The sequence below is a fragment of the Enteractinococcus coprophilus genome (genome assembly GCF_006716305.1).
Taxonomy (GTDB): Bacteria; Actinomycetota; Actinomycetes; order Actinomycetales; family Micrococcaceae; genus Yaniella; species Yaniella coprophila.
In genome coordinates this window covers 971,882-996,990 of sequence record NZ_VFOU01000001.1, presented here as the reverse complement: position 1 = coordinate 996,990, position 25,109 = coordinate 971,882, and the positions used below count along the sequence as shown (strand labels likewise).

The 25,109-nt window shown below is 57.8% G+C and carries 24 protein-coding genes; 10 read left to right on the top strand and 14 right to left on the bottom strand.

Annotation, left to right across the window (positions count from 1 at the left end):
• Position 1: 1 nt before the first annotated feature.
• Positions 2–2,050 (bottom strand): ATP-dependent zinc metalloprotease FtsH, encoded by a 2,049-nt coding sequence (gene ftsH, locus FB556_RS04615; protein WP_141865139.1) that lies wholly within the window; start codon positions 2,048–2,050, stop codon positions 2–4.
• Between the two features lie 197 nt (positions 2,051–2,247).
• Between ftsH and FB556_RS04610 the strand changes: the two genes are divergently transcribed.
• Entirely contained in the window at positions 2,248–4,059 is a 1,812-nt protein-coding gene (locus FB556_RS04610; RefSeq protein WP_170200361.1) for an HNH endonuclease signature motif containing protein, read from the top strand.
• Between the two features lie 70 nt (positions 4,060–4,129).
• Here the strand turns inward: FB556_RS04610 and hpt are convergent, their stop codons facing one another.
• The 4 genes from hpt to FB556_RS04590 are packed head-to-tail and all read right to left on the bottom strand — an operon-like array spanning position 4,130 to position 8,455.
• Positions 4,130–4,681, bottom strand: a complete 552-nt coding sequence (gene hpt, locus FB556_RS04605; protein ID WP_141865135.1) for a hypoxanthine phosphoribosyltransferase — start codon at positions 4,679–4,681, stop codon at positions 4,130–4,132.
• 22 nt (positions 4,682–4,703) lie between these two features.
• The gene (gene tilS, locus FB556_RS04600) at positions 4,704–5,822 is read right to left on the bottom strand and encodes a tRNA lysidine(34) synthetase TilS (protein ID WP_141865133.1); all 1,119 of its coding nucleotides are present in this window, start codon (positions 5,820–5,822) and stop codon (positions 4,704–4,706) included.
• Between the two features lie 8 nt (positions 5,823–5,830).
• Entirely contained in the window at positions 5,831–6,853 is a 1,023-nt protein-coding gene (locus FB556_RS04595) for a zinc-dependent metalloprotease (protein WP_141865131.1), read from the bottom strand.
• A gap of 48 nt (positions 6,854–6,901) precedes the next feature.
• Positions 6,902–8,455: a D-alanyl-D-alanine carboxypeptidase/D-alanyl-D-alanine-endopeptidase gene (locus tag FB556_RS04590; protein WP_141865129.1), complete on the bottom strand. Its 1,554-nt coding sequence runs from the start codon at positions 8,453–8,455 to the stop codon at positions 6,902–6,904.
• Between the two features lie 165 nt (positions 8,456–8,620).
• Here FB556_RS04590 and FB556_RS04585 point away from each other — a divergent pair, with 165 nt between their 5' ends.
• Together FB556_RS04585 and FB556_RS04580 are read left to right on the top strand one after the other, a co-directional pair.
• Entirely contained in the window at positions 8,621–9,100 is a 480-nt protein-coding gene (locus FB556_RS04585; RefSeq protein ID WP_141865127.1) for an inorganic diphosphatase, read from the top strand.
• A 226-nt stretch (positions 9,101–9,326) separates the two neighbouring features.
• Complete coding sequence (locus tag FB556_RS04580; RefSeq protein ID WP_141865125.1) at positions 9,327–9,965, top strand: hypothetical protein; 639 nt, start codon at positions 9,327–9,329, stop codon at positions 9,963–9,965.
• 54 nt (positions 9,966–10,019) lie between these two features.
• On the opposite strand, the gene FB556_RS04575 is transcribed toward FB556_RS04580, so the two are convergent.
• Together FB556_RS04575 and serS are read right to left on the bottom strand one after the other, a co-directional pair.
• On the bottom strand, positions 10,020–10,811 hold the full coding sequence (locus FB556_RS04575) for an HAD family hydrolase (protein ID WP_141865123.1): 792 nt from the start codon (positions 10,809–10,811) through the stop codon (positions 10,020–10,022).
• A 181-nt stretch (positions 10,812–10,992) separates the two neighbouring features.
• Positions 10,993–12,273 carry a serine--tRNA ligase gene (gene serS, locus FB556_RS04570; protein ID WP_141865121.1) on the bottom strand — a complete coding sequence of 427 codons (1,281 nt, stop codon included), beginning with the start codon at positions 12,271–12,273 and terminating at the stop codon, positions 10,993–10,995.
• A gap of 44 nt (positions 12,274–12,317) precedes the next feature.
• Between serS and FB556_RS04565 the strand changes: the two genes are divergently transcribed.
• Positions 12,318–13,427, top strand: coding sequence for a diacylglycerol/lipid kinase family protein (locus FB556_RS04565; RefSeq protein ID WP_141865119.1), 1,110 nt, complete (start codon positions 12,318–12,320; stop codon positions 13,425–13,427).
• A gap of 30 nt (positions 13,428–13,457) precedes the next feature.
• Here FB556_RS04565 and pheA read toward each other — a convergent pair whose 3' ends face one another.
• Both pheA and FB556_RS04555 read right to left on the bottom strand, forming a co-directional pair.
• Complete coding sequence (gene pheA / locus FB556_RS04560; RefSeq protein WP_141865117.1) at positions 13,458–14,384, bottom strand: prephenate dehydratase; 927 nt, start codon at positions 14,382–14,384, stop codon at positions 13,458–13,460.
• Between the two features lie 40 nt (positions 14,385–14,424).
• The gene (locus tag FB556_RS04555) at positions 14,425–14,751 is read right to left on the bottom strand and encodes a rhodanese-like domain-containing protein (RefSeq protein ID WP_141865115.1); all 327 of its coding nucleotides are present in this window, start codon (positions 14,749–14,751) and stop codon (positions 14,425–14,427) included.
• Positions 14,752–14,833: 82 nt separating this feature from the next.
• Here FB556_RS04555 and FB556_RS04550 point away from each other — a divergent pair, with 82 nt between their 5' ends.
• Positions 14,834–16,246 (top strand): amidase, encoded by a 1,413-nt coding sequence (locus FB556_RS04550; RefSeq protein WP_141865113.1) that lies wholly within the window; start codon positions 14,834–14,836, stop codon positions 16,244–16,246.
• 71 nt (positions 16,247–16,317) lie between these two features.
• Positions 16,318–16,767: an acyl-CoA thioesterase gene (locus FB556_RS04545; RefSeq protein WP_141865111.1), complete on the top strand. Its 450-nt coding sequence runs from the start codon at positions 16,318–16,320 to the stop codon at positions 16,765–16,767.
• 13 nt (positions 16,768–16,780) lie between these two features.
• On the opposite strand, the gene FB556_RS04540 is transcribed toward FB556_RS04545, so the two are convergent.
• Positions 16,781–17,419: a DUF6318 family protein gene (locus FB556_RS04540; protein ID WP_141865109.1), complete on the bottom strand. Its 639-nt coding sequence runs from the start codon at positions 17,417–17,419 to the stop codon at positions 16,781–16,783.
• A 198-nt stretch (positions 17,420–17,617) separates the two neighbouring features.
• Between FB556_RS04540 and FB556_RS04535 the strand changes: the two genes are divergently transcribed.
• Complete coding sequence (locus tag FB556_RS04535; protein ID WP_141865107.1) at positions 17,618–18,121, top strand: metallophosphoesterase family protein; 504 nt, start codon at positions 17,618–17,620, stop codon at positions 18,119–18,121.
• 56 nt (positions 18,122–18,177) lie between these two features.
• Here FB556_RS04535 and FB556_RS04530 read toward each other — a convergent pair whose 3' ends face one another.
• Positions 18,178–19,599, bottom strand: a complete 1,422-nt coding sequence (locus FB556_RS04530) for an aldehyde dehydrogenase family protein (RefSeq protein WP_170200360.1) — start codon at positions 19,597–19,599, stop codon at positions 18,178–18,180.
• Between the two features lie 72 nt (positions 19,600–19,671).
• On the opposite strand from FB556_RS04530, the gene FB556_RS13405 reads away from it, so the two are divergent.
• On the top strand, positions 19,672–20,409 hold the full coding sequence (locus tag FB556_RS13405) for a hypothetical protein (protein WP_170200359.1): 738 nt from the start codon (positions 19,672–19,674) through the stop codon (positions 20,407–20,409).
• A 52-nt stretch (positions 20,410–20,461) separates the two neighbouring features.
• On the opposite strand, the gene FB556_RS04520 is transcribed toward FB556_RS13405, so the two are convergent.
• A complete protein-coding gene (locus tag FB556_RS04520; RefSeq protein ID WP_141865101.1) occupies positions 20,462–21,415 on the bottom strand; it encodes an HAD-IIB family hydrolase in 954 nt (317 codons plus the stop codon).
• A 108-nt stretch (positions 21,416–21,523) separates the two neighbouring features.
• Between FB556_RS04520 and FB556_RS04515 the strand changes: the two genes are divergently transcribed.
• Together FB556_RS04515 and FB556_RS04510 are read left to right on the top strand one after the other, a co-directional pair.
• Positions 21,524–22,858, top strand: coding sequence for a uracil-xanthine permease family protein (locus FB556_RS04515; protein WP_246057194.1), 1,335 nt, complete (start codon positions 21,524–21,526; stop codon positions 22,856–22,858).
• Between the two features lie 7 nt (positions 22,859–22,865).
• The gene (locus FB556_RS04510; protein ID WP_170200358.1) at positions 22,866–23,651 is read left to right on the top strand and encodes a VOC family protein; all 786 of its coding nucleotides are present in this window, start codon (positions 22,866–22,868) and stop codon (positions 23,649–23,651) included.
• A gap of 13 nt (positions 23,652–23,664) precedes the next feature.
• On the opposite strand, the gene FB556_RS04505 is transcribed toward FB556_RS04510, so the two are convergent.
• Together FB556_RS04505 and FB556_RS04500 are read right to left on the bottom strand one after the other, a co-directional pair.
• On the bottom strand, positions 23,665–24,327 hold the full coding sequence (locus FB556_RS04505; protein ID WP_141865097.1) for a LysR substrate-binding domain-containing protein: 663 nt from the start codon (positions 24,325–24,327) through the stop codon (positions 23,665–23,667).
• A gap of 73 nt (positions 24,328–24,400) precedes the next feature.
• Positions 24,401–24,943 (bottom strand): YceI family protein, encoded by a 543-nt coding sequence (locus FB556_RS04500; RefSeq protein ID WP_141865095.1) that lies wholly within the window; start codon positions 24,941–24,943, stop codon positions 24,401–24,403.
• Between the last annotated feature and the right edge of the window lie 166 nt (positions 24,944–25,109).

Sequence of the window (25,109 nt, the reverse complement as noted above, 5' to 3'; positions counted from 1 at the left end):
GTTACTCCTGGTCGCCGAGAGAAGATGGTGCGCCGTCATCATACGGGACCACGCCCTCGGTGTGTGCTGGATGACTATTTGGCGACTGACCAGCCTGCTGGATCGCTTCTGGATGCGACATGTTATCGGTCGCGGTCCCGGCTGGCATGTCCACCGGTGGGATATCCGACACCGGACGATCCTCGTGGAATAACCACGTGTCACGCGGCTTATACTTGCGCACATCGGCAAACAGTTCGGCTAGTTCGTGGCGGTTCATGGTCTCTTGCTCGAGTAACCGGGCGGCAAGCGTATCTAAGATGTCGCGGTTTTCGTTGAGCACCCAGTAGGCCTCAGCGTGCGCGTTGTCCAACAGGGTGCGGACTTCTTCATCCACGACGTAGGCCAGCTCATCCGAGTATTCCCGGCCGCCACCCATGCCTCTGCCACCTAGGAAGGGTTCATCGTCCCCAGACCCCAGTTTCACGGTGCCAACACGTGCAGACATGCCGTATTCGGTCACCATGCGGCGCGCCGTTTCGGTGGCCTTATTGATGTCGTTTGAGGCCCCGGTCGAGGGGTCGTGGAACACAATCTCTTCGGCCACCCGGCCGCCCAGCGCGTAGGCCAACTGGTCGAGCAGTTCGTTGCGGGTCACCGAGTATTTGTCTTCTTCGGGCACTACCATCGTGTAACCCAGGGCTCGACCGCGTGGCAGAATCGTCACCTTGGTGACCGGCGCCGAGTGGTTCAGACCGGCGGCAACCAGCGCGTGACCACCCTCGTGGTAGGCGGTGACTTTGCGTTCGTGATCATTCATCAGGCGGGTACGTTTCTGCGGGCCCGCCATGACCCGGTCCACGGCCTCATCGATCGCGCGGTTGTCAATCAGGTGCGCGTTCGAGCGCGCCGTGAGCAGTGCCGCTTCATTGAGCACGTTAGCCAGATCCGCACCCGAGAAGCCCGGGGTGCGCTGCGCCAAACCATACAGGTCGATGTCTTCGACGAGCGGTTTGCCTTGGGCGTGGACTTTCAAAATTTGTAGACGTCCCTCCAGTGATGGCGCTTCGACCGGCACCTGCCGGTCAAAACGGCCCGGGCGCAGCAGCGCCGGGTCCAAGACATCGGGGCGGTTGGTCGCGGCAATCAGGATGACGTTGGCATTTTCATCGAAGCCGTCCATCTCGACCAGCAGCTGGTTCAAGGTTTGTTCGCGCTCGTCATTACCGCCGCCAACACCGGCGCCACGGTGCCGACCGACCGCATCAATTTCGTCGACGAAAATAATGGCCGGCGCATTCTTCTTGGCCTCATTGAATAAGTCACGGACGCGGGATGCACCCACACCAACAAACATTTCCACGAAGTCGGAACCCGAAATGGTGTAGAACGGGACCCCTGCTTCACCGGCGAGCGCACGGGCAATCAGGGTTTTACCGGTCCCGGGTGGACCATAGAGCAACACACCGGTTGGGATTTTCGCGCCAACGGCTTTGAACTTGTCCGGCTCGGTCAGAAATTCTTTGATTTCTTGGAGCTCTTCGACCGCCTCTTCGGCCCCGGCAACATCTTTAAAGGTGACCTGCGGGTTGTCTTTGGACATCAGTTTGGCCTGGGACTTGCCAAACTTCATCATCTGGCTGCCGCCACCCTGCATGCGCGAAAGCAAGAACCAGAACAACAGGGCGATAATGATGAACGGGATCAAGAAGCCCAGCATCGACAGTAACCAGTTCGAGGTGACTGGCTGGTCGGTAAATTCATCGAGGTCGGCCGCGGCAATCTCGTTGACCACGGTTTCGGCGCGGTCCTTCGAGTAGAAGAAGTGCACCTGAGTGCCCAGATTGCGGTCTTCGTGGACAAAGTCGTCTTGCAGTGTGAGCTCAACGCGGTGGTCATTGTCGTCCAACAGGGCTTGGTTGGCCTTGTTGTCTTCCAATAGTTGGATACCCACCGAAGTGTCGACACGGCTCGACGACGAGCCCGACAGCACCGGTACGACGAGCAGTAACGCTAATACTGCAAGGACGATCCAAATGACCGGCCCTTTAAAGATGTTCTTGGCTTTCACCCTTCTAAAACTACCCCCTTCACCACGCTGAGTTGAATACGTCTCTTTTCCTTTCGCAACCGGTGGAAGGACTGCTGCTATGCACAACCCCAGTTCTTCGTTCGTGTTATCCACAGTCCATCATCTTGTGGGCCCACGGGCTTTCAGAGTCAGTGACACTAGGTGGCACAGCACTCGTTATGACAGGAGGTGTGCACATGAGTATGCCGATCCCGATACAACCAGATACTACCGATGACGACCTTTCACGTGTTGCTGAGCCGTTGGAGTCGCAGCGGCTCTTCGAACTACACAATGCCAACATCCAACGCGTCGAGGAAGACTATGGCGCGGCGCTTGATGCCATGAACCCGGCACAGCTATTAGCTTTACAAGCCGTCATCATTAACCGGTTCAATGCCAAAACCGATCAACAACTAAGCGAGCCTCTCGGGGATGACGATGCCGCCCTCTCACTAGGCGATGTCAGTCGGATCGCCGAGGAAAATCACCGTCGCTTTTATAACTTCCAATGTCGCCTAGCTTTCCTATTGGAAGGCTGGTTCGAAAGCATCGACGCTCGGGGCGCAACCCTGGCACATAAAGGTAAGCGCCCGTTTAAAGATGCCAAGGACTTCATTGCCCGACTCATCGGTCTCGACACTAAAGAGGTTGAACGCCGGTTGCGCATCGCCACCGCTAACCCGACCAAGCCGGGCGCTTCCAAGATGCGCGCACCGAAGATCCAACAAGCCATGGCTGATGGCAAAATCGATCCGGCATCTGCCAATTACATTGTCGATCGGCTTCGATCGATTCGTGCTGCGTCGAAACGTGCGGGTGCCACCGATGACCAAGCAGACCGCTTAGTCGCTACCAAAGAAGGCGAACTCTTAGCCAAAGCACTCCACGCTGGACCTGATGAGGTCCGAAAGTTTGCCGACCGGGTCAAACGCTGTACGAACCGACAATTCACCAAACCCGGGACACGACTGACCCCAAAGCAACGTCAGTATGAGGAAGGTCTACGATTTATCTCCCCGCTGGGCGATAATCATATTCGGCTCGACTGGGTGCTCACCAAATGGCAATATCGCAACGTATTAGAACGATTGCGAAGACAAGTCAATAACTTGCGCAATGAGATATCACGTATCAACGACGAAACCCACCTGAATCCCGACGGCTCAACAAAATCTGGGGCACAACGCATCACACCAGCAGATGACGAATACGAAATTCCCATGCTGTATGACAACCGCACACCTGCCCAAAGGTGGTCGCATTTCCTGTTAGACATTTTAGAAACCGGAATCGTACTCACCACCTTGCCGGCGGGCAGTGCACAAGATCAGATCAATCAGCACTCCGCGGATTCTCATGACGTCATCAACCAGACAGCCGAGGCGACTTTAGCAACGGCTCATGAGGAAGATATTACGCCGTCGGGTGTGGTCATTCCTGGCCTAGGACGTTTGGTCAATGTGGTTCCCAAAGTGACAGTGGGCCTGCAATACGCCGATCTAGCCGGTGAGTATCTAGATTTCGGTTCTAACGACCCAAATGTGCAACATGAGATCGCTGCCTTGATTGAAGGAAGAAAACCGTTTCCGGAACTCTACGACTATGATGCGATGGAACTCGACTGGGCGCAATTACGCATGATGGCCTGCGATGCATCCATTATCCCGGCGGTGCTCGGTTCCAAAGGCGAACCCCTCGATGTTGGGCGGAGCCAGCGTGGATTTTCAACGAGCATTCATCGCGCGGTGATTATGCGCGACGGCGGATGTGCCTACCCCGGATGCCAAATGCCGCACATGTACTCCGAAGTGCATCACATCCAGCACTGGCAAAACGGTGGGATGACGTCGTTAGAAAACGCTGTGATGGTATGCCGCTTCCACCACACGATTCTCCACGAGTCCGAGGTGTTAGTTCGTCTGAACGACGACCAGTTTCCGGAATTCTTGCTGAATCCCTCGACGCCAGAAGCAAAGTGGATTCGGAATCATATGCATCGCGGATAAACACACACCGACACGCTCATCCCGGTGGTGCCACACCTAACGGCATCACCGGGAACGCGAGAAAGTTGTTTTATTCGTAGACGTGGGGTGCCAAGGTGGCCAAGACATCCAGGTTGCGATATTTCTGGCTGAAGTCCAGACCGTACCCAACGACAAACTTGTTGGGAATGTCGCGCCCAATGTATTTCACATCAATGTCGACAGCAAGTGCCTCAGGTTTGCGGAACAACGTGACAATCTCAACGGAGGCAGGACCACGCGATTCCAAGTTAGTCTTCAACCAAGACAAGGTCAGACCCGAGTCGACGATATCTTCCACAATCAGGACATGGCGTCCCATGAGATCTTCTTCAAGGTCTTTCAGGATTCGGACAACGCCAGAAGACTTGGTTCCTGACCCGTAGGAGGAGACGGCCATGAAATCGATGGTGACGTTGGAGCGCAGCGCTCGAGAGAGATCCGCCATGATCATCAACGCACCTTTCAGTACGCCCACCAGCAGAATATCTTTGCCTTCGTAATCGCGATCGATCTGCACCGCCAGGTCCTGGACAATGTCATCAATCTCTTCGCGAGTCAGTAATACTGACTCCAAATCGCCTGCAACGTCTTCGGCCTTCATGGTCACTCCTCGTTAGGTCAGGTTAGTCCCTCGGGTATGAGGGGATGACTAATAGTTTTGCATATTCTTCATCGCCTTTTTTGCGGTAAAGACTCACATGGCCCTCCAATTGGATCGGGCCGGAAGACGAGGACCTGCCCAGCGGTGGGAACACCAGTTCCTGGATGGCTGCTAACCGCTCAAAACTGGGTTGAGGCGCCCCAAAATGTTGTACTGCAATAGCGATGACCCGTCGCAAGATAGCGGGTGGCAACCGTTGCAGGGCTTTCAACGAGAAGCTCAGCTGATGAGGTTCTTCAATGACTAGCTCGCGGTAGGTTGCATCGGCGATGTCTTCTAAAACTGCGGCATCATCGGCTGCCAAGCTTGCTGTGGTAACCAAACCGGAAAACACTCCCGGCCCCAGCCCAGTGCTGGGATTCACAAGTGCCGGCAGCAGATGCCTCCGCACCCGAATCCTGGCGATAGCGTCATCTCGATTCATGGGATCTTCGAAATACCGGATGCCGGCCCAAGCGCAAATACGTTCTGTAGCTTCGCGGGTCAGCTCCAGCAACGGTCGCCCGATGCGTACCGGCGCATAACCGGGTGCGTCATGGGTGCGTTGTTTACGAATGCCCGCAATGGAGCGCAATCCGGAACCCCGGGAAAGCCCTAAAAGCACCTGTTCGGCTTGGTCGTTAGCAGTGTGCGCTGTTAATACGCCTGCCGCTTGAATTTCGTGGGCACACTGTACGAACGCGTCGTAGCGTGCCTGCCGAGCTGCCGCTTCAAGGCCATCCCTACCGGAGACTACCGTCAATTTCCGCAGCATAACGGGTTGTAAACCCATCACCGTACAACTGCGGGCAGCTTGGTGGGCTACCTGTGCGGTGATCTCTTGCAGCTGGTGATCGAAAATCAATGCTCCGAATGTCAGCCCAGTAGTGCGTTGCGTCTCAGCGGCGAGCGCCGCTAAAGCCATCGAATCTGCCCCACCAGAAACCCCCACCAAGATAGGTTGGTCTTGCGATGCGCTCCAACCGTCCACCAGGGCTCTTAGCGCCTTCACACCTGAATGGACTGCAGCCGGCCAGGCACTGCTTGGCGGCCAGGCGTCCGGTCCGCTCAGTGGAGGGTCAACAGGTGGTGAAGTGCTCACAGTATGGCCTACTTGAAGACGCGGGCAACCCAAGCATCAGCATCGGTCAGTTCATCCATGGACGGAAGATTTTCTGGTGCATCCCAGACGATGTTGAATTGTTCCATCCCCACGCGGTCAATCACCGCTGCAACAAATGCTTGGCCCTGCTTGTACTGCTTTGCTTTGGCATCCAGTCCAAAGAGTTTGCGCAATAAGTGCGCTAGCCAGTTGTGGTTCGCTGAGCGTTCGTCGAAGCGCTTACGGATCACACGCACGCTGGGCACCAGCTTCCGATCGACGGCGTCCATGATGACGTTGGCATGACCTTCCAGCAGTGACATGACCCCGGTGATCTGGGATTCGAGTTTCTTGGCTTTCGCAGCCTTCTGCGGCGCGGTGAGCTGGTTTTCGGACTCCGGCAGGATACTGGTTAGCAAAAAGTCGGTTGCGATGTCCAAGATGTGCTGCGACAGCCACGGGGCCTGGGCGAATTGGGCCACGTGTGTCAGTTCGTGCAGGCTAACCCAAAATCTGAAGTCTTCGGGGTCGAGTTTGAGTTCGTCCCGGATCATCATGACGTTGGGTGCCACAAGCATCAGTCGGGGTTTAGCGTCTCCACCGGCAGCTTGGGCGGCGTAGGGCTCAAACTGGCCTAAAATCTTGGTGGATAAGAATGCTAGCACCGCACCTACTTGGGCGCCGGAGAAACCTGCGGTGGCGTCTGAACCGAGGCTTTTCACCAGGCTTTCGCTGACTTGGCTGAGCCGCTGAAATGCTGGTTCGAGCATGACCTGAAGCGAGTGCGAGTTTGCGGTGATCCAGCCGGGGCGATCCACCACGAGGACTTCGACGTCGGCATCGATAGGTTCACTGGCCCAGTGTTCAACGGCGGAGAGCTTACTCAGAGTCGCCACGTGCTCTGCGGCGGCGTATGCAGCGGCGCGGAGCGCTTCGGTTTCAATGATGGCGTCGGTGGCGGGAACTCGGGGTCCGGGTGGCACAAGGTTGCGTCCGGTGGATGCTGCCACCTTTTGACTAAAAATTTGCATGGCGGTGTCCCTTCATGTTGAACCCTACTGGATCAACGATGTCGTTACTCACTTGCTGCATCCGCAGTCGGTTAGTACCTCGGCAAGGTGGTCTTGTTCTGTTCGGGCTGCTGCATAATCTCCGTCAGCGCCAGTGGTGTTGATGGCAAACCATAGGGTGCGGCCGTCTGCGGTGACGGTAGACCCGGCGTTGGAACTTGCGATGTCAAGCGTGCCGGTTTTAGAACGTACCACGCCCGAGTATGGTGCTTCAGTCATCCGGTTACGCATTGTCCCGTCGTAACCAGCGATGGTGAGGGTTTGGAAAATTGGCCGGTATGGTTCTTCGGTTAACATGTGTTCGTACAGTTGCACGGTGGCGTCCAGGGTGGCTCGACTGTTTGGTGATAGCCCACTGTTATCGACAAAGTGCAGGTGTTCGACGTTGAGTCCCAGCTCTTGCAGCGTGTTGAGGGTGGTGGTTGTGGAACCATTGAAGTCTGGGCTTGCTTCGGCTGCAAGTGCTGCTTCCCGACCAAACATCTCAAACAGCATGTTGTTGGATTGTTTCATGGCAAATTGCAACTGTTCACCCAGCGTTGCGGAACGCACACTGGCTACCGGTTCTGCCCCGGAGGGTTCCATCGTGCGTCCAGCATTGGAAAATTCGACGTCGTATCCGGCTTGGGTAGCTGCTTCGGTCAAACGCTGGGCGAAGGCGGCGCCGGCGTAGGCGGCCCCGTCGGCTACTGCATCGCTGGTGAGTTGCGGGTCGGCTACAAATCCGCCCCAGGTATTGAGCGGGTAGACGGGAGAAACCCAACCGCTGGTCATCAACCCTTCGGTCCAGCTGGGGTGAACAAATGGCTCAGCGTATCGGGAGACATCCACTCGGACGTCGACGACGTCACCTTGAGGCACATCGTGTTCAATGGCCTCCCACGTGGCATTGGCTAAATCTGCCAACCCGGCATAACCAACAGTTTCACCGGTGCTGGCACCGTTCGATAACAGCCCGTCTCCCCCGCCGATCAGGGTCACGCCCTGCGTCGGATCATAACTCGCGGAGGTAGTAAATCGATGGTGGGTGTCCAGGTGATGCAACGCGCTGATAGCAGTGAACAGTTTCAGGGTGGAAGCAGGCACAATCGGATCCTGGCCCCCGGTGTCATATAAGGCACGGCCGGTAGCAGCATCGACAACGAGCATCCGGTGGTTCAGGGTCAGTCTCGCGACTGCTTCGTCCAGGGCGATAGCAAGCTGGCCTGGCTCCGGGATGGGCGCGTTAACGTTGATCAGTTGGTCAAGGTTATCGGCCACAAGGTCATGATCGCTGGTGTTTTCAGGCGGCAGGGCAAGGGGCACGGGGGCATAAATCTTGGGGTCATCGACCGAGGTTTTGGTCGATGATGGGCTGGCCCCCGGGGTGACGAGGTTACGCATGTGGTGGACCCACTCGGCTGATTGCACCCGGATGACATCCGCATTGGGTGGCGCATATACCCAGGTCATGCCACCGCCGACGACGAGCCCAAGCACGAGTCCCAGGATCCAGGGTAACCAGCGATGACGCCCGGAGGCGGCGGTTCTGGCACGCCGTCCAGAAGATTTCGCTGCCATCATGGTTTCACCTGAACAACTGGTTTCGCGTTAGCCTGTTTAATGTTCTGCACCCTTTGAGCACATTTTGGGTTATTCACCCGCGGACGTAATAACCTTAGATCAAGCATACGCTTGCCCCAAGTCATTCGGTGCGGCAAGTCTTACCGCCAAGTAGATGGAGAAATAATGCAGCACGACGTCACCATTGAGATCCCTGCCGGTTCACGCGTCAAATACGAAATTAACGAAGAAACCGGCCGGTTACACCTGGATCGCATCCTGTTTACCTCCATGGAATACCCAACCCACTACGGGTTTTTCGATAACACCCTGGGTGAAGATGGTGACCCCTTGGATGCGCTGGTTTACCTGCCTGGGTTTGATCTGTTGCCAAATGTTGTGGTCGAAGCTCGCCCTATCGGCATGTTTTCTATGACCGACGACGGCGGCGGTGACGACAAGCTGCTGTGTGTCCCAGCCGACCCGCGCTTTGATCACATCCAAGAGCTCGAAGATATCAACGAGTTCTTGATCAAAGAGATCGAACACTTCTTTACTCGCTACAAGGATCTCGAACCAGGCAAATGGGTAAAAGCTGAAGGGTGGAAAGACCGGGCCGCCGCTGAGGCCGAACTGCAAGCGTCGATCGATCGCTTTAACGGCTAAAACAACACCAAAATCTGCTGGTATCTATTGAAAACTGCCAGGCTTTGAGCAATTTCGCCATAAGGTAATTCAAAAACTTCTGCGCGTCGAAGACGCCGTCGAACGCCGTGAGAATCCCTTCTTACGGCGTTTCGTCGTTTTCCACAACGAGCATCACTGCCCTATGTCACCCACAATCACTTGAGTTGTCTCGCCTTCGATCCCGTCTGCGTGCAAGGATGGACATATGTTTGTTGTGACCATGACCCAGCGTTCCGTGGAACCCAGTGAACGCCGTGCCACAGAATTTCACCAGGATATTCAACAGCACCTCGGGGTAGAACTGTCCGGTTCTCGGTCCCCAGATCCGATGGCGTATTGCCAGGTATTTTCTGCGGCCCCCCAGGTCGTTGAAACCGCGTTGTATGCGATGCGGTTAGGTACGTGGAATGTGGGAATCGGCGTGGGGTCTGCAACCGAGCACGAAGATCAGCTGACAGGCTCCGGTGTCCGAGCCGCCGACTTGGCTGTTGCTCTGGCTGCCAAACAAGGCCAGTTGGTGCCGTTGCGCGTTGAAGCGGCCAAGCCCCCGCGTGGTGTCGAACAAACCCAGTTGGGTAAACACGCCCAAAGTGTCTTGCAGCTACTCGGGCATATCGTGTCTCGGCGTTCGGACGCTGAATGGGCGGTCTTGGATCGACTTGATCCGGGAGTTCGCGGCCAACAGCGTCGGGTGGCTCACGAACTTGGCATGACGGTGCAGGCGGTATCGCAAGCCATCAAGCGATCGCTGTATAACACCGAACACGAAGTGCGTAGTGCAGTCAGCCTGCTGTTAGATCAGACCGACGCCGCCGTGAACATCCAATCCAATAGTGGGATATAGCGTCAACGCTCGCCACTAGCTGGGCTCGGGGTTTTTCTTAGCAACCACTGGCCTTTAGTGCAGGGTGCGCAACACGGTGGCCAGGCCGCCCTCGTGGACGGTGCCGGTGATTTCGTCTGCCACGTGTTTGACTTCGGCTGGTGCTTGGCCCATGGCCACGCCTCGACCCGCCCATTCCAGCATCTCAACATCGTTGAAGCCATCACCGATGGCTACAGTATCCGCTCGATCAACATGCAATACCTGGCGTAGAGCTTCAAGACCAGAGGCTTTGGTCACGCCGGCACCAGCCACATCAAGCCAGGCGTTATACCCTACGGAGTAGGTGATGCCTTGCAATCCCAAGGATTCGATAGCAGAGGCGAACTCGCGGGTCGAAGCACTCTGCGAGAAGACCACAAGACGCACTGCTGTGGTTTCCTGGAGTTCTTCGAAGGTCACACCGGTAGCTTGGACGCCGAAGCTAAAGTCTTGGAAACGCTCGGTAGACAGGTAGTTACCTTGGTCGTCCTCGATAGCGAATCGAGCTGTCGGGACGCGGTCGCGCAGTTTCTCTAACACCGATGACGGGTCGAACGTACTGCGGGCAACGACCTCAAAGCCTTCGTCGAGTTCTGGGTCCAAGCGCAAGGCGACCCCACCGTTTGAACACACTGAATAACCGCAGTGCAGGCCGATGTCGCGAATAATGGGCAAGGTAGCGTGGAAAGCCCGGCCGGTGGCGATCAGCACGTGGTGACCGGCTTCCATGACATTAATGATTTCGGCACGCACTTCTGGGTACATGTGGCCATCGAAATCCACGATCGTGCCGTCTACGTCTAAACAGACCATCTTTTTCTTCATGCCCACTAGTCAACCATGTCGAGCAACGCTGTGATGAACCAGTGACAAATTCGGCAGAACTTGACAGTAAACACCCGCATATTCCCTGGCGGCCAGCCGACACGAACACCCAACAGTCCAATTCTGAGAATGCCAGAATCGGCCTGTTGGGCGGATTGAAAGCTTGTGGTTGTCGTACTTTCTAGGCGATGGGCTCCAGCACGGTCTTGCCACCCATGTAGGGCTGCAGGGCTTTGGGTACGTTGACCGAGCCGTCTTCATTTTGGTGGTTTTCCAAAATAGCGACCAGCCAGCGGGTGGTAGCCAGGGTGCCGTTAAGTGTCGCGGCAATCCGGGTACCGGCTCTGGAACCGTCGTCGTTGTATAAGCGTTCACGCACATTGTGGCGGCGGGCTTGGAAGGTCGTGCAGTTAGAGGTCGAGGTGAGCTCGCGGTAGGCGTCTTGGGTTGGTACCCAGGCTTCGCAGTCAAATTTGCGTGCAGCCGAGGGGCCGAGGTCGCCGGCGGCGGTATCGATGACCCGGTAGGGGACCTCGATTTTGGCGAGCATCTCTTCTTCCCAAGCCAGCAGGCGTTCGTGTTCTGCTTCGGCCTCTTCCGGGGTGGTGTAGATGAACATTTCCAGTTTATTGAACTGGTGGACCCGGATGATGCCCCGGGTGTCTTTGCCGGCAGCGCCGGCTTCGCGACGGTAGCAGGTCGAGTATCCGGCGAAGCGAACCGGCCCGTCACTCAGGTCAATAATTTCGTCAGCATAGTAGCCGGCCAGCGCGACTTCGGAGGTGCCGACCAGGTAGAGATCGTCTTTTTCGATCCGGTAAATTTCGTCGTCGTGTTCGACATTAAACCCGGTGCCGTTCATGATTTCTGGGCGTACCAGGGTGGGGGTGATGATCGGAGTAAACCCGGCCTCAGCGGCTTGGGCCATCCCCATCTGGGTGAGCGCCATCTCTAACTGAGCGCCAACGCCTTTGAGGAAGTAGAAGCGCGAGCCGGAGACTTTGGCGCCGCGTTCCATGTCGATGGCGCCCAGCATTTCGCCCAGTTCCAGGTGATCGCGGGGCTGAAAATCAAATGCTGGGACGTCGCCTACTGTCTTGAGTACTGCAAAGTTCTCTTCCCCACCCGAAGGGATGCCTTCGATGATGAGGTTGGGGAACACATTATTGAGGTCTTCGAGCAGCTGGTTTTTGGTGTCCGCTTCGGCTTCGGCAGCTTTCACGTTAGCCGCGAGCTCTTTAGCTTGGTCCAGCAGGGCTTTTTTCTCGTCGCCTTTGGCCGGGCCAATCTTCTTGGAGAAGACTTTTTGCTCGGCGCGCAGGTTCTCGAAAGCCTGCCGGGCGGCGCGGCGTTCGGCGTCAGCGGCGATGATCTGATCAACCAGCGACTCGTCGGCTCCACGAGCTCGCTGCGAGGCGCGGTATAGTTCAGGGTTTTCGGCAAGATGCTTTACGTCAATCACATGCTTCAGCCTACCCGAGCCGGCTGTAACCTACACTTGTTGACATGACCCCGTTAACGATTGTGCTGCTGGTGGTAGCCGTGTGCGCCATGGTTGGGGCAATCATCGCGCTGGTGGCCTGGCGCAAAGCCCGCGACCGCGCACACCGTGCGGAGGCAGTCAGTCGGGACCTATCGGACCAGTTATCTCAAGCTTATGAGTTGCCGCAGGTCGCCTCGAGATTAGGGGTGCCAAATCGAGTCGCTCTGGTCTATAACCCGTCGAAGGCGGCTTCGGACCAAGCGGTGCCGTTGGTGGCTCAAGCATGTCGACTCTTTGGGCTGCCGGAGCCGAAATTTTATGAAACAACGCTGGAGGATTCCGGTTTGTCTGCCGTGCAGCAGGCCGTGGACGACGGCGCTCAGCTGGTCTTGGTTGCCGGAGGTGACGGCACGGTGCGCGCGGCAGCGAAGGTATTAGTCAACACCGATGTGCAGCTGGCGATCATTCCCACCGGCACCGGCAATTTGTTGGCCCGGAATCTGGAGTTGCCGTTCAACGACGTTCAAGAATGCATTTACATCGCTTTTAACGGCACGGTACGTTCGATCGATGTGGTCTCCTTGGACGTGGTCTACGAGGATGATACGCAGGATAATCTAGTGTCGACGGTGATTGCCGGGGCCGGATTCGATGCTGAGATCATGCACTCCACCTCAGATCGGCTGAAAGCTGCGGCGGGTTGGCTGGCCTACACCGAGGCAGGCGTGCGGAAGCTGCGCGGCAAACACCACACGGTCACGGTCACGGCTCAGGACGGCGAACCGAGACGGTATCGGGTGCGTTCAGCCATGCTTGCCAATTGCGGGATCCTCACCGGAGGGTTCAATATGGTGCCCGAAGCCGTCATCGACGACGGACTACTAGATGTGGCGCTGTTAGATCCGCGCAACCTCGTGGATTGGATTCAAGTGGCCGCGGCCGCCCTGGTCCCGAAACAAAAAACCACGCGGGTGACGACGTTTCCAACGCGTACCTGCAAGATGGTGTTCGAAGAGCCACTGGTGGCCCAAATTGATGGGGATCCGATCCCTAAGACCAAAGAGATTATGGCCGAGGCCATTCCGCGATCATTACAGGTGCGGGTGCCCGCTCCGCCGCCAACTGATCAGTAATCCCCCTGCACCGAACGGGGCGGCAGCGCGCTAGCGGTCTAAAATGCTGCGCACCCAGGCGCGGCCACGCTGATATGCTTCATCGGTGGTGTATTCGGGGATCACATAGGGCACGCCTTCGGCGCGTGGATACGAACCTAAAAAGCGCACCCCCGGGAACATCCGGTACAGAGCGGCCAACGCGGCGGAGACGCGTTCATCGGCTAGGTGACCTTCAAGGTCAATCGAGAAGAAGTATTTGCCCAGGTACTCACCGGTGGGGCGAGATTCGATGCGCGACAGGTTGACCCCGCGCGTGGAGAACTGGTTCATGATTTGTACCAGCGCACCGGGGCGGTCTTCTGGCAGTGGGACCACCAGGGAGGTTTTATCCGATCCGGTGGGTTCCGGAAGACTCCCTGCTCGGGCCACGACCACAAATCGAGTAACGGCCCCTTCGGTGTCTTCGATACCCTCGGCCAAAATCGGCAGGCCAAGTTTCTTCGCTAGGTGTGGGGCGCACACTGCGGCGTCATAGGATGTTGCCTCGTCTAGTAATCCGTGCGCTCCGGCTGCGGTCGAGGCGGCTTGGACGTAGGCGGCGTTGGGGATATTGGCTTCGGCCCAGATGCGCACCTGCGCCCAGGCGTGGGTGTGCGTGGCAACGCTGTGCAGCTCGGACAGTTCGCGCGGCCCGTCGGGTCGGCCCACCAGCATAAACGAGATGGGCACCAGCACTTCGCGAATAATATGCAGCGCATCACCCGAGGCAATGGCATCCAGGGTTGCGGTGACCCCACCTTCTACCGAGTTTTCCATCGGGACGACGGCGGCATCGACCTCGCCGGTACGTACCTGATTCAACGCGGTGATGACCGAGCCCAGTGGGACCTGGTCGGCCCCTTGAGCTTCGGGCACCCTGTTGAGAGCAGCTTCGGTGAATGTGCCCTCGGGGCCAAGATACGCAAACGACTTCATGATTGCTTATCTTACGCACCCCGTACCACGGCGCGCGCTTTTAGCGCACGATCGGTTCGTGCCCGGTTTCAGAGACCAGTGGTTTATCTGCCTCGAGCCAGGCCCCGCACCCGCCGGCAACGTTGACGGCCGAGTACCCGTGCATTTCCATGTACGGGGTGGCCCTTGCGGAGCGGCCCCCGGTCCGGCAGATGACGTAGTAGTCGGTGTCGGGGTCGAGTTCTTCGATGCGCAGCGGTAATTGGTCTAGTGGGATGTTGATGGCGCCCGGGATGTGGCCGGCGTCGAATTCATACGGGTCGCGTACGTCCAGAATGTGAGCGTCGTCGGGTACTTGATCTACGGTCAGAGTTTCAAAGTCGTTCATGGGGCTTATGGTAAACCAAAAAAACGCGCGGCTGCTAGTAAAAGCCGCCCGATTGCCACCGTGGGCGTATACAGTGGAATCCATGACTGAACATCACGTTTTCGGTTCGCTTTCCGCTCGCCAGCTGCGGGATGCGGTTGCCGCTGGTACCTATACCGCTCGTCAAGTCACCGAACATTATCTTTCCGTGATCCATCAGCACACCGATCTGGGTGCTTTTATGGCGGTGCAGGACGACGCCGCGCTGGCACGAGCAGATGAGTTGGACCACGTGTATGCTGCCACCGGTGTGGTCGGGCCGCTGCATGGTTTACCGCTGGCGGTGAAAGACACGGTGAATGTGGCCGGAATGGTCACCACGTTTGGGTCCAGGCTGTTTGCCGATACCGAGCCGCAGGCCGAAGATGATCCGATCTCCTTGAACTTGAACACCGCCGGTGCGGTGCAGGTAGGCAAGACGACCGTGCCCGAGTTTGCGCTGTCCAGCCATTCAGATAACGCAATTTCTGAGCCCGCACGGAATCCACGCAATCCGGAACTGACTGCGGGTGGTTCCTCTGGTGGGGCTGCGGCCGCGGTTGCCGCCGGGATGTTACCGGTTGCGCCCGGCACCGATGGTGGCGGGTCAATTCGGATTCCTGCCGCTGCCACCGGCATCGTGGGGCTGAAACCTGGGCGCGGAACAATCCCCACCGACGAGCAGAACGACGAGGTCACCAACCTGGGAGTCACCGGTCCACTTGCTCGCACGGTGGAAGACGCCGCCTTGTTAATGGATGCGCTTGTGGACCCGACCCAGACCAACGGTCGATACCTGACCGCTGCCCAACAGGGACGAGAGTCGGCGTGTGATGTATCAATTGGCTATACCACCGCCTCACCCTTCCAACCAGATTTGGATATTACGCTGTCACAATCAGCGGTTCAGGCATTAACCCTGGCGGTGACGTTGTTGAGTAAAGAGGGGTTGTCGATTGAGGAGATGAGTTTCTCCTACCGACCCGGCTACCACAAGAATTTCCAGACGGTCTGGACGCAAGGCCTGACGCGGATCCCGCTGCCTGAGGGTGCTGAGGAGCGGATGGAAGCCCTGGCCAAGGACTTCTTGCAACAGGCTCGCGAGCGCACCGAGGCACAGTATGAGACGGCGGTTGCTGAACTCTCCGATTGGGCCGCCGATACGCGTCGTCAGTTTGAGGCCTACGATATTATCGTGACTCCGGTGTTGGCATTTACCCCGCCACCAGTGGGCACGTTCTCGGCGATGGCAGCCCAAGATGACTATGAGTACCAGTGCAAGTTCACGCCGTATACCTCAATGATCAACGTCATGGGGTTGCCGGCCATTTCGATTCCGGTCAAGGACGATGAGGACGGCATGTCGTGGTCGATCCAAGCCATTGGCCGTGCCGGGACCGAGGATAAGTTACTTCGTCTGGGTGCTCGACTCGAAGCGCTGGTGGCCGCTAACAGGCCGACCACGCCCGCAGAGTAATCCTGCACCCGGCAGCGCAACTGTGAGCAGCGTTATCGCGGCAGGTTGTGCCTCACACTACAGTTTGGGGTATGAGTGATCAAGCAATTCATCCCAAAACCCAACAATTTAGTGTGCTCGATGACGGCATGAACTTTCACACCCGAAAATGGGTCAAGCCGGAGGATCTGAATGCTAACGGGACCCTGTTCGGTGGTGCGTTGCTGCGCTGGGTCGACGAAGAGGCCGCGATTTATGCGATGCTGCAGATGGGGAACCATCGTGCGGTGACCAAAATGATGTCCGAGATCAATTTCGTCGCCTCTGCTGTACAGGGTGACATGATCGAAATGGGGCTCAAGGCCACACATTTTGGTCGTACTTCGTTGACGATGCGTGCCGTGGTGCGCAACATGATTACCCGCAACGTCATACTCAGTATCGACAAAATCGTTTTTGTATCCCTGGGTGAGGATGGCAAACCTCAACCACACGGGTATACGGACATTACCTATGATCGTGACCGGTTACCCACCCGCTAGTGGGTAACCGCGATCATTCGTCGAAGGCTGGATCAATGTCTAGCCAGTCGATGACCCACTGGCCGTCGTCTTCGTCGTAGACCATCTCGACCCACCACCCAGCAGATTCGCCGCCTTCGGTGCTCGCATCTTCATTGAGCACGCCGTCTTGATAGAACTCACTTGAAGGTTCGTCCATTTTGAACAGCACGGCGGTCCACTCTTCGTCGGTCTCCTCGGTGTAGTTTTGTTGCACCTCGCCGATTTTGATGCTGGTTTCGCCGTCGAGCACGGCCCAGGCGCCGTCCTCATAAATCTGTTCCCACTTGTAAATCAGTTGGTTACATGATTCGCACACGTAGTGGGTTACCTGCTCGATCGGCTCGGTGTTTCCGGTGAGACGTCCGTAATCCACGGCCTCCCAAAAGTATTCAATCGTCGCCCGGGCGCCGTCAGCACTATGCTCTTTGACCGCATCTGGCACCACCGGCGCGGGGACATTTTCTGCCGGTCCTTCAGCGGAAGCTGCAACATATTCTGCAGTCTCCGCAGGCTCACTCGGCGATGACTCACCGCGGGCCTCATCGGCTTCACTGGCCGAACAACCGCTGAGCGCTACTGCGATACCGATCGTGCCGAGCATAAGCGAAAGTTTGGTCTTTGGGGTGGTCATCACTGCCTCTTTCATGTGGGTGACGGTCTAGGACTATCTCCCAACGTATGGCCCAAACGGTGCCTACGGGCGAGCGCACGTCCGAATTGTGGATAACTTCCTGTGCACCTAAAACTCAGACCTCCGGGTTGGTCCTTGGCCGACGTGGTCAACGCGGGACACCCGTGACGGCAACCTTGGCAATGCCATAATGGGGACATGGCCACCAACCTTTTACTGCTAGCCGATACCCACATTCCGGCCAGAGCCAAGCGCCTGTCGGATGCAGTGCTTCAAGCCATCGATGCGGCCGATATTGTTGTGCACGCTGGCGACTGGATTGATCTCGACACCCACGAGCTCCTCCAGAGTCGCGCGCGAGTCTTACATGGCGTGTATGGCAATAATGACGGCCCGACGCTGCGGGAAAGGCTGCCCGAGGTGGCGTATTTTACGGTTGAGGATTTGCACCTGGCAGTCATACATGAAACCGGTCAGGCCAAAGGGCGGGAGAAGCGGGCGGATCTGGCATTCCCATCCGTCGATGTGCTGATTTTCGGGCATTCGCATATCCCGTGGGATACTGTGTCACCCGGTGGCATGCGGCTGTTGAATCCCGGTTCTCCCACCGATCGGCGGCGGCAACCCCACTGCACCATGATGACCGCTAGCATCAGCGGCAACACTATCGAAGTGGAACTGCACCGCGTGGAACGCGCCTGAGTGCCTTCGCGGGCTATACCGCAGCCGTCTGGCGCAGCATCTGTGCGGTCTTGGCGCTATTTGAGTCGGTCAATCATCCGCTGCCCGTAGGTGGGGTCCGGCGGGTAGGCGGCTTGCAGTGTGTCGAGGCGCGTTGGTTTATAGAAGTGTGTGCGATATTGCGAGAAGAGCCGGAAACTTTCATGACCGCCCCAGGTGCCAAACCCTGCACCGCCGGTGAAGTTATGCGGTAGCGAGGGCAGCACGGTCTGAATAATGGTGGCGTTCATGACAGCGGCGCCGGCGTTGATGCGGTGCATGAAGTCTTTACGGATGCGACGTCGTTCAGAAAAAAGGTAGGCGGCCGGCGCGGTAGGTTTGGAGTTCGCAAATTCTATGGCTTCATCGTAGGTGTCGACCACCAGGATTGGTAAGACCGGGCCTAAGATTTGTTCTTGCATGATCGCCGAGTTCGGGTGCACATCGGCCAGAATGGTTGGCGCCAAGAATGCAGATTCGATGTTGTATTTCCCACCGTGCACGAGTCGGGCGGGGGTGGCACCAACCGCGCCCTTGGTTGTGGCACGGATGAGATCAACGAGCCGCTGGGTGTGCTGCGCGGTGATGATCCGACCAAATTGTTTCGACTCGCCCGGGCTGGGTCCGTAGAACTCTTCAATGGCATCGATCACGCCTTGTTGGACTTTGGCAGCGACGTCGTATCCCACGGCGATTAGATAATCCGGGCTCACCAGGCTCTGGCCGGCGTTGGTGAACTTGCCGTAGGCGATGCGCCTGCCAATGGTTTTCCAATCGGAACCATCCACGACGATGACCGGGGATTTGCCGCCCAGCTGCAGCGTGACCGGGGTGAGTTGTGCGGCGGCCCGTTGGTAGACGTGTCGTCCGAGGCTTTCGGAGCCGGTGAAAAACAGGTGATCAAGCGGCTGGGCCACGAGTTCGTCCAGTGCCTCTGCTCCCCCGGTGACAGTGACAATTGAGCGCGGGTTAAGATATTCGGGCAGAATGCTGCCCAGCAGTTTGGCGGTGCGTGGCGCATGCATCGAAGGTTTTAGCACCATGCAATTCCCGGCCGCGACGGCGCCGACCAGCGGAGCCAGCAGGGTGTAAAACGGGTGGGCCCAGTGGCCGACAATACCCACCACACCCAGCGGACGGGGTTTGACCATGGCCTTGCCGGGGCGCAGACCGTATGGGATGGAGCGGGGCTGGGGTTCCATCCAGTCGGTCAGGTGCAACATGGCATACGAGATTTCGTCTTTGACGGGAACAAATTCGGTTTGGTCGGTCTGGGCCGCTGATTTGCCAATGTCCTGCCACAGGGCGTCCTGAATGTCCTCGGTATAGTCTTCGAAAACTTCGCGTAGGCCTTTGAGCTGATCCATGCGGAAAGAGCGCGAATGGGTGGCCCGGGTTGCGGCGAAGGCTTTCAGCTCGACTATCCGGGCGGATAACGTGTCGTGGGAGCCAGTGGTCATGTCTCTAACCGTACGATATTTCAAAGCTGAGCTATTAGTGCCATGCGGAAGGGCTCGAGTAGACTTCGCAACATGGCTGCAGCTTCGCGACGCACAAAATTCTGGGTTTGGGGTATTGTGGTGGCACTTTTTGCCGGTGCGGCATGGTTTGCTATCTCGACACTGCGTGCCAGTTTCCAACCCCTGGGCGTCATCACAGACCCCTTCCCCACCGAGACACAGCGGCCAGACGGCTCGGATGCCCCACGCGGGCCGGTGAACTTTCTCGTCTTCGGGGAGGCAGCCGGCGAGCACCAAACTCTGTCGGTGTTCCATCTGGCCGATGGGCGACGTCGGGTAGATATCGTCAATTTTCCCCGCGATTTCACGGCGGTCACGGATATTCAGGACATTGCCGGCACGGTCGGTGAGGTCGAAGCGTTTACGGGTGCGCGCATGGAGCATGTCATGCGGTGGGATTTGGAGTTTCTCACGCAGTTGGAAACCGCTCCGGGTGCGGCCGCCGCGGTATTGACTGACCCGACGGCGCTCAGTGCCGACGACGTCTGGCAGTCGGTCTTACAGGAAACACTGAAAGTGCAGGACGCCGGGCAGCTCAAGACCTTGGCTTCAACGTTGACGTCGTACGTGGATGCCGATGCGCAACTGGATACGGGCCGGATTACCGATTTGGCAAAATCACTGCGCCACGTCTCCCCTGATAATGTGACCTCGTGTGTGCTGCCGGAAGACCTCACCGACCAGCAGCAAAGGACACTGCGTCGCTATTTTGCCACCGGTGTACCTCGGCAGTGCGCCGAATTGTTCTAGGCGGCACCTGCGTGCGCGACAGCCCCGCCACGCCCAAGTGATCGAGCGCTGGCTATTCGGGCAGGGTCAGTAAGTGTTCAATCATCTTGGCGACGCCGTCGTCATCACAGGCCGGAGCAACCACGTCGGCTTGGACAAATAACGCCGGGTTGCCGGATTCCACGGCATAGCCGGTGCCGGCCCAACGCAGCATTTGTTCGTCGTTGCGTTGATCTCCGAAGGCAACGACGTCATTGGCGTGTACGCCAAGGCTGGCGGCATAGTCGGCCAGGGTCGAAGCCTTGTGGATGTCGCCACGGGAGATTTCTAACAGCGCGACCCCGGGCACCGAGTGGGTGACTTGGACGAGCGAACCAAAGTGCGAGCGCACGGCCAGGAGCAGCTCGTCGGGGTCGTGGCCGTTGACCTTGACCATCAGTTTGACGACTTTGGGGTGTTCGGCCAGCCGATCGGTGATCCGGTTTACTTCAATCCAGCGAGATGAGCGCACCGCCACGGTATCGGTCGGTTCTTTGGTGGCGGCCGCCGCCAGGTCGACTTTGCGGGCTGCTGCCCGGGAGGAAGCAGCGATGAATTCGGGTTCCATGATTAACCCGGTCAGCGTTTCGGCACCAAAGATCGCACCCGAAAACAGGCTGCGCAGTTCATTGGTCACATCGGCCACCAGATTGTGGTCCATCGGGTGGGCTTCTAACACCCTGTCGGTGTTCATGTCGTAAATAATCGCGCCGTTGGACACGATGGCCGGCCCCATGGACCCCAGCACGGGGGTCAGCGCCGTCATCCAGCGCATCGGCCGCCCGGTGACAAACGCGACATGAATTCCGGCGTCGATCGCGGCGGCAAAGGCGTCCAGGGTGCGCGGCGAAACGTAGCCGGTGTGGGTTTCGGAGTACGGGATGATGGTCCCGTCCAAGTCGGTGGCAATCAGTTGTGGCCGCACCAGCGGGTGGCCGACGTCGTCGCGCTCCACATCGGCACCGTGGGGCGCCAAAAACTCTGGCATGCAGGGTTCCTTTCCTTATTCCTGAATGGTAGCGCGAATTGGTGCTGCAGGCGGGGTAAATTGGTAAAGTCTTGCTGGCAACGAATACCGCGCATAGAGGAGCCTGCCGTGGCAGCATCATTCCGTAAACGCTTCGGCCTGACCTGGGACATCCACGGTGATGGCAAAACGATTACCCCAGGCCAAGTCGTCAAGCCTGATGAACGGATGGCAGCCCCGCAGACCATCGGCATTGGCCTACAACACGTCATGGCGATGTTTGGGGCAACCGTGCTAGTGCCGGCGCTAACCGGTTTCCCTCCGACGGCGGCACTGTTCTTCTCGGGGATCGGTACCCTGCTGTTTCTGGTGATCACCCAGGGCAAAGTGCCCAGCTACCTCGGCTCCTCGTTCGCGTTCATTGCCCCGCTCACCGCGGCAACGTCGATGCATTCCATGGCCGCAGCCTCCGGTGGGATCCTCGTCACCGGCGTGGCACTGGTCATCATCGGGTTCATCGTCCACCGGGCGGGGACCGGTTGGATTCACGCGGTCATGCCACCGGCCGTGATGGGTACGATTCTCGCGCTGATCGGGCTGAACCTGGCCGGGGCCACCACCGACGGGATGCAAGAAGTACCACTTACTACCTTTGGGACGACGGCGGCCGTGATCATCGCCGCGGTGCTCTTCCGAGGCTTCCTTGGAAGGTTGTCCATTTTGATTGGGATCATCGTCGGCTATCTGCTGGCCCTGGCCCAGGATGAGATTGACTTTCAACCGGTGGCCGACGCCGCCTGGATCGGGCTGCCGGCCTTCCACACGCCCGAGTTCCGCCTCGACGTAATGTTTTTATTCCTGCCGGTCGTGTTCGTACTAGTCGCTGAAAACATCGGCCATGTGCGAACCGTGGGCCTGATGACCCGCACGGATCTTGACCCGCACAACGGCCGAGCCATTATTGCCGACGGCGTCGCCACCATGCTCTCGGGTGCCGGCGGTGGTGTTGGGACGACGACCTATGCCGAGAACATTGGGGTTATGGCCTCATCGCGCATTTATTCAACCGCCGCCTACTGGGTCGCCGGCATTGTCGCGATGTGCCTGGCATTCTTCCCGAAATTTGGTGCACTGATTGCCACCATTCCGATGGGCGTTGCCGCCGGAGCCGGCATCATTCTCTACGGGATGATCGGGATCATGGGTGCCCGCATCTGGGTCAATAACAAGGTCGATTTCTCTAACACCATCAACCTCATGGCCGCCGGGGCCGGCCTGATTATCGCCATCGCCGATCCGGTCATTGAAGTCGGTGGCATGCAGTTCGGCGGCATCGCTCTGGGAACCATTGCGGTGCTGGGGATCTATCACATCATGTGGGCCATCGCTCGCTGGCGCGATACCGAACCGATCGACCGCCAAGACGATGAACCAGCACCCATCGAGCCCGGCCGCCTGGCCTGAGGCAGTCATGACGTCTCAAGCCCAGCAACCCCACATCGATTTTGATCATACGTCGTTCGCCGTCCACGACGCATTGGCCAGCGCACGCCAGCTTCGCCAGGACTTTGGGGCGACACCCATCACCGGTGAATCCCTGGACGCATTCCGATACCTCATGATGTACATCGGATCAGAAGCCCACGGGACGAAAGTTGAATTGATCGAGCCGACCGGAGACGGTTTCCTAAGTCACTACCTGGATAAACGTGGCGAGAGTCCGCATCATCTCACCTTTTCCGTGCAAAATCTTCGCGACGTCGTTGTTGCCGTACGCGAGCATGGCTTCGGCGTCGTCGATGAGCACTACGACCACCCCGCATGGCAGGAAGCGTTTATCCGCCCTGATGCCACACATCGAACCATTATCCAACTGGCCAGTTCCGATCGTCAGTATCTATCAGCGCAGCAGTTACTCACCAGCTATGAGCGTGATGTGCAAGCTATGCCGCATATTCACGGGGCGAGAAACCATGACTGGTGGACGAACATCTGGGAGACTCAGCCGGGCCACACACAGCACATCGGGCCGACGGTATTGAAGTCAGCGGACCTGGAAAAGTCGCACACCCTATTCGGGACTATTTTGCAGGGCCAACCGCGCGAGAGCCAGCGCGGAATGATCTACGCGTGGTCAAGCGGTGCCATCGAGGTCGTGCCAAGTGATAGGCCGGGGATCGTTGGCATCAAAACCAGCGACTCCTCTGGTGAGTTCATCACTCTTGGTCTTACGACGCCGGGCTTGGACAGAGCATAAGTCTCAGCGCTGGCTATCTGCTGGAACGCGGTCGACGGCCCTTGGTCACGCCAATAAAATCTTGAATCATGTCGGAGTCGGCAGCTCTGCGCCAGGCAAGGCCAACTTCCCAGCCGGGGTGGATGTTTGTCGGCAACACGAGGACGTCTTTTTGCCCAAACATGCGCGCCACCGATGCCGGTAGCAGTGTGTAACCGGAACCGGTAGCGACCAGTTGAATGGCCATCCGCTCCCCCGCAGCCACTTCTTCGGGCGCATCCAGCGGATCATCGACTGGCTCGGAGGCGTAGTCGGCCGGGTTCCAGAAGGTTTCGCCTTCCAGATCCTCGGGACCGACGTCACCGTCCTCGTCGGTCCAAGCGGCCAGTAGGTGGTCTTTGGACACCATGATGACCGGGTGCTCTTCGTAGAGCCGCACCAGGTGGATGTCGTCTGGATCCAGACCGTCAGCTGCAACGAGTTCCTGCCAGGTTTGATCGGCTCGCCAACGCAGATAGCCCAGCTGCGGCAGATAACGCGGCGGGTCATGCGGCTGTAAAAATAAGGTCTGAGACTGTTCGTCTTGGGTCACCAGTGTGACGTCGGAGCCGCGCGCTTTGAAGCGGTGGACCCATTTGGAGGGCGTGGCGCCCGGGATAGTGGAAAGAAACAGTGTTTCGACGGCCTGATCGGTCATGGTGTTCACTTTAACGCAAAAACGCCGCCCGGCGATCCGAAACGGATCACCGGGCAGCGCTGAAAGCTAGGGTTTACTCTTCGTCTTTGGTGAAGGAAACGTCCAGGGTGATGCGGACCTTGTCGGACACCAGGAAACCACCGGCTTCAAGAGCAGCGTTCCAGGTCAAGCCGAATTCTTCACGAGAGATTTCGGTTTCGGCTTCGAAGCCTGCGCGGGTTGCACCGAATGCGTCGACGGTCTGGCCACCGAATTCGCCTTTGAATTCAACTTCTTTGGTGACACCGCGAAGGGTCAAGTTGCCGTGCAGTTTGAAGTCTTCACCGTCAAAGTCGGTGACTTTCAGCGATTCGAATTTCAGGACCGGGTGGTTTTCGGCGTCAAAGAAATCGGCAGAGCGCAGGTGCTCGTCGCGGCCTTCGTTGCGGGTGTTGACCGATGCGGTCTGGACTTCAGCGTTGATGACCGAGCCGTTGAGGTTTTCGGTGAACTCAGCGCTACCGGAGAAGTCTTCGAATGTACCGCGAACGCGGGAGATTCCGGCGTGACGAACACTGAACATGGCTTCCGAGTGCGAGGCGTCGAGTGTCCATTTACCTGGGGTCAAAGTAGTCATAAAGTATTCCTCCAAAAAGTTTGGGTTGTGGTCTTGACACAAGCTCTGGTGAAGACCGGCTGTTGCATAGAACGTCTTCCACGAGAAAAGTATTCCAGATTTGAAATACCTTGTCCAACACACCGCCCCACCTGGGCGTCAAACGGGTGGGCTTGTGACGCAAAAA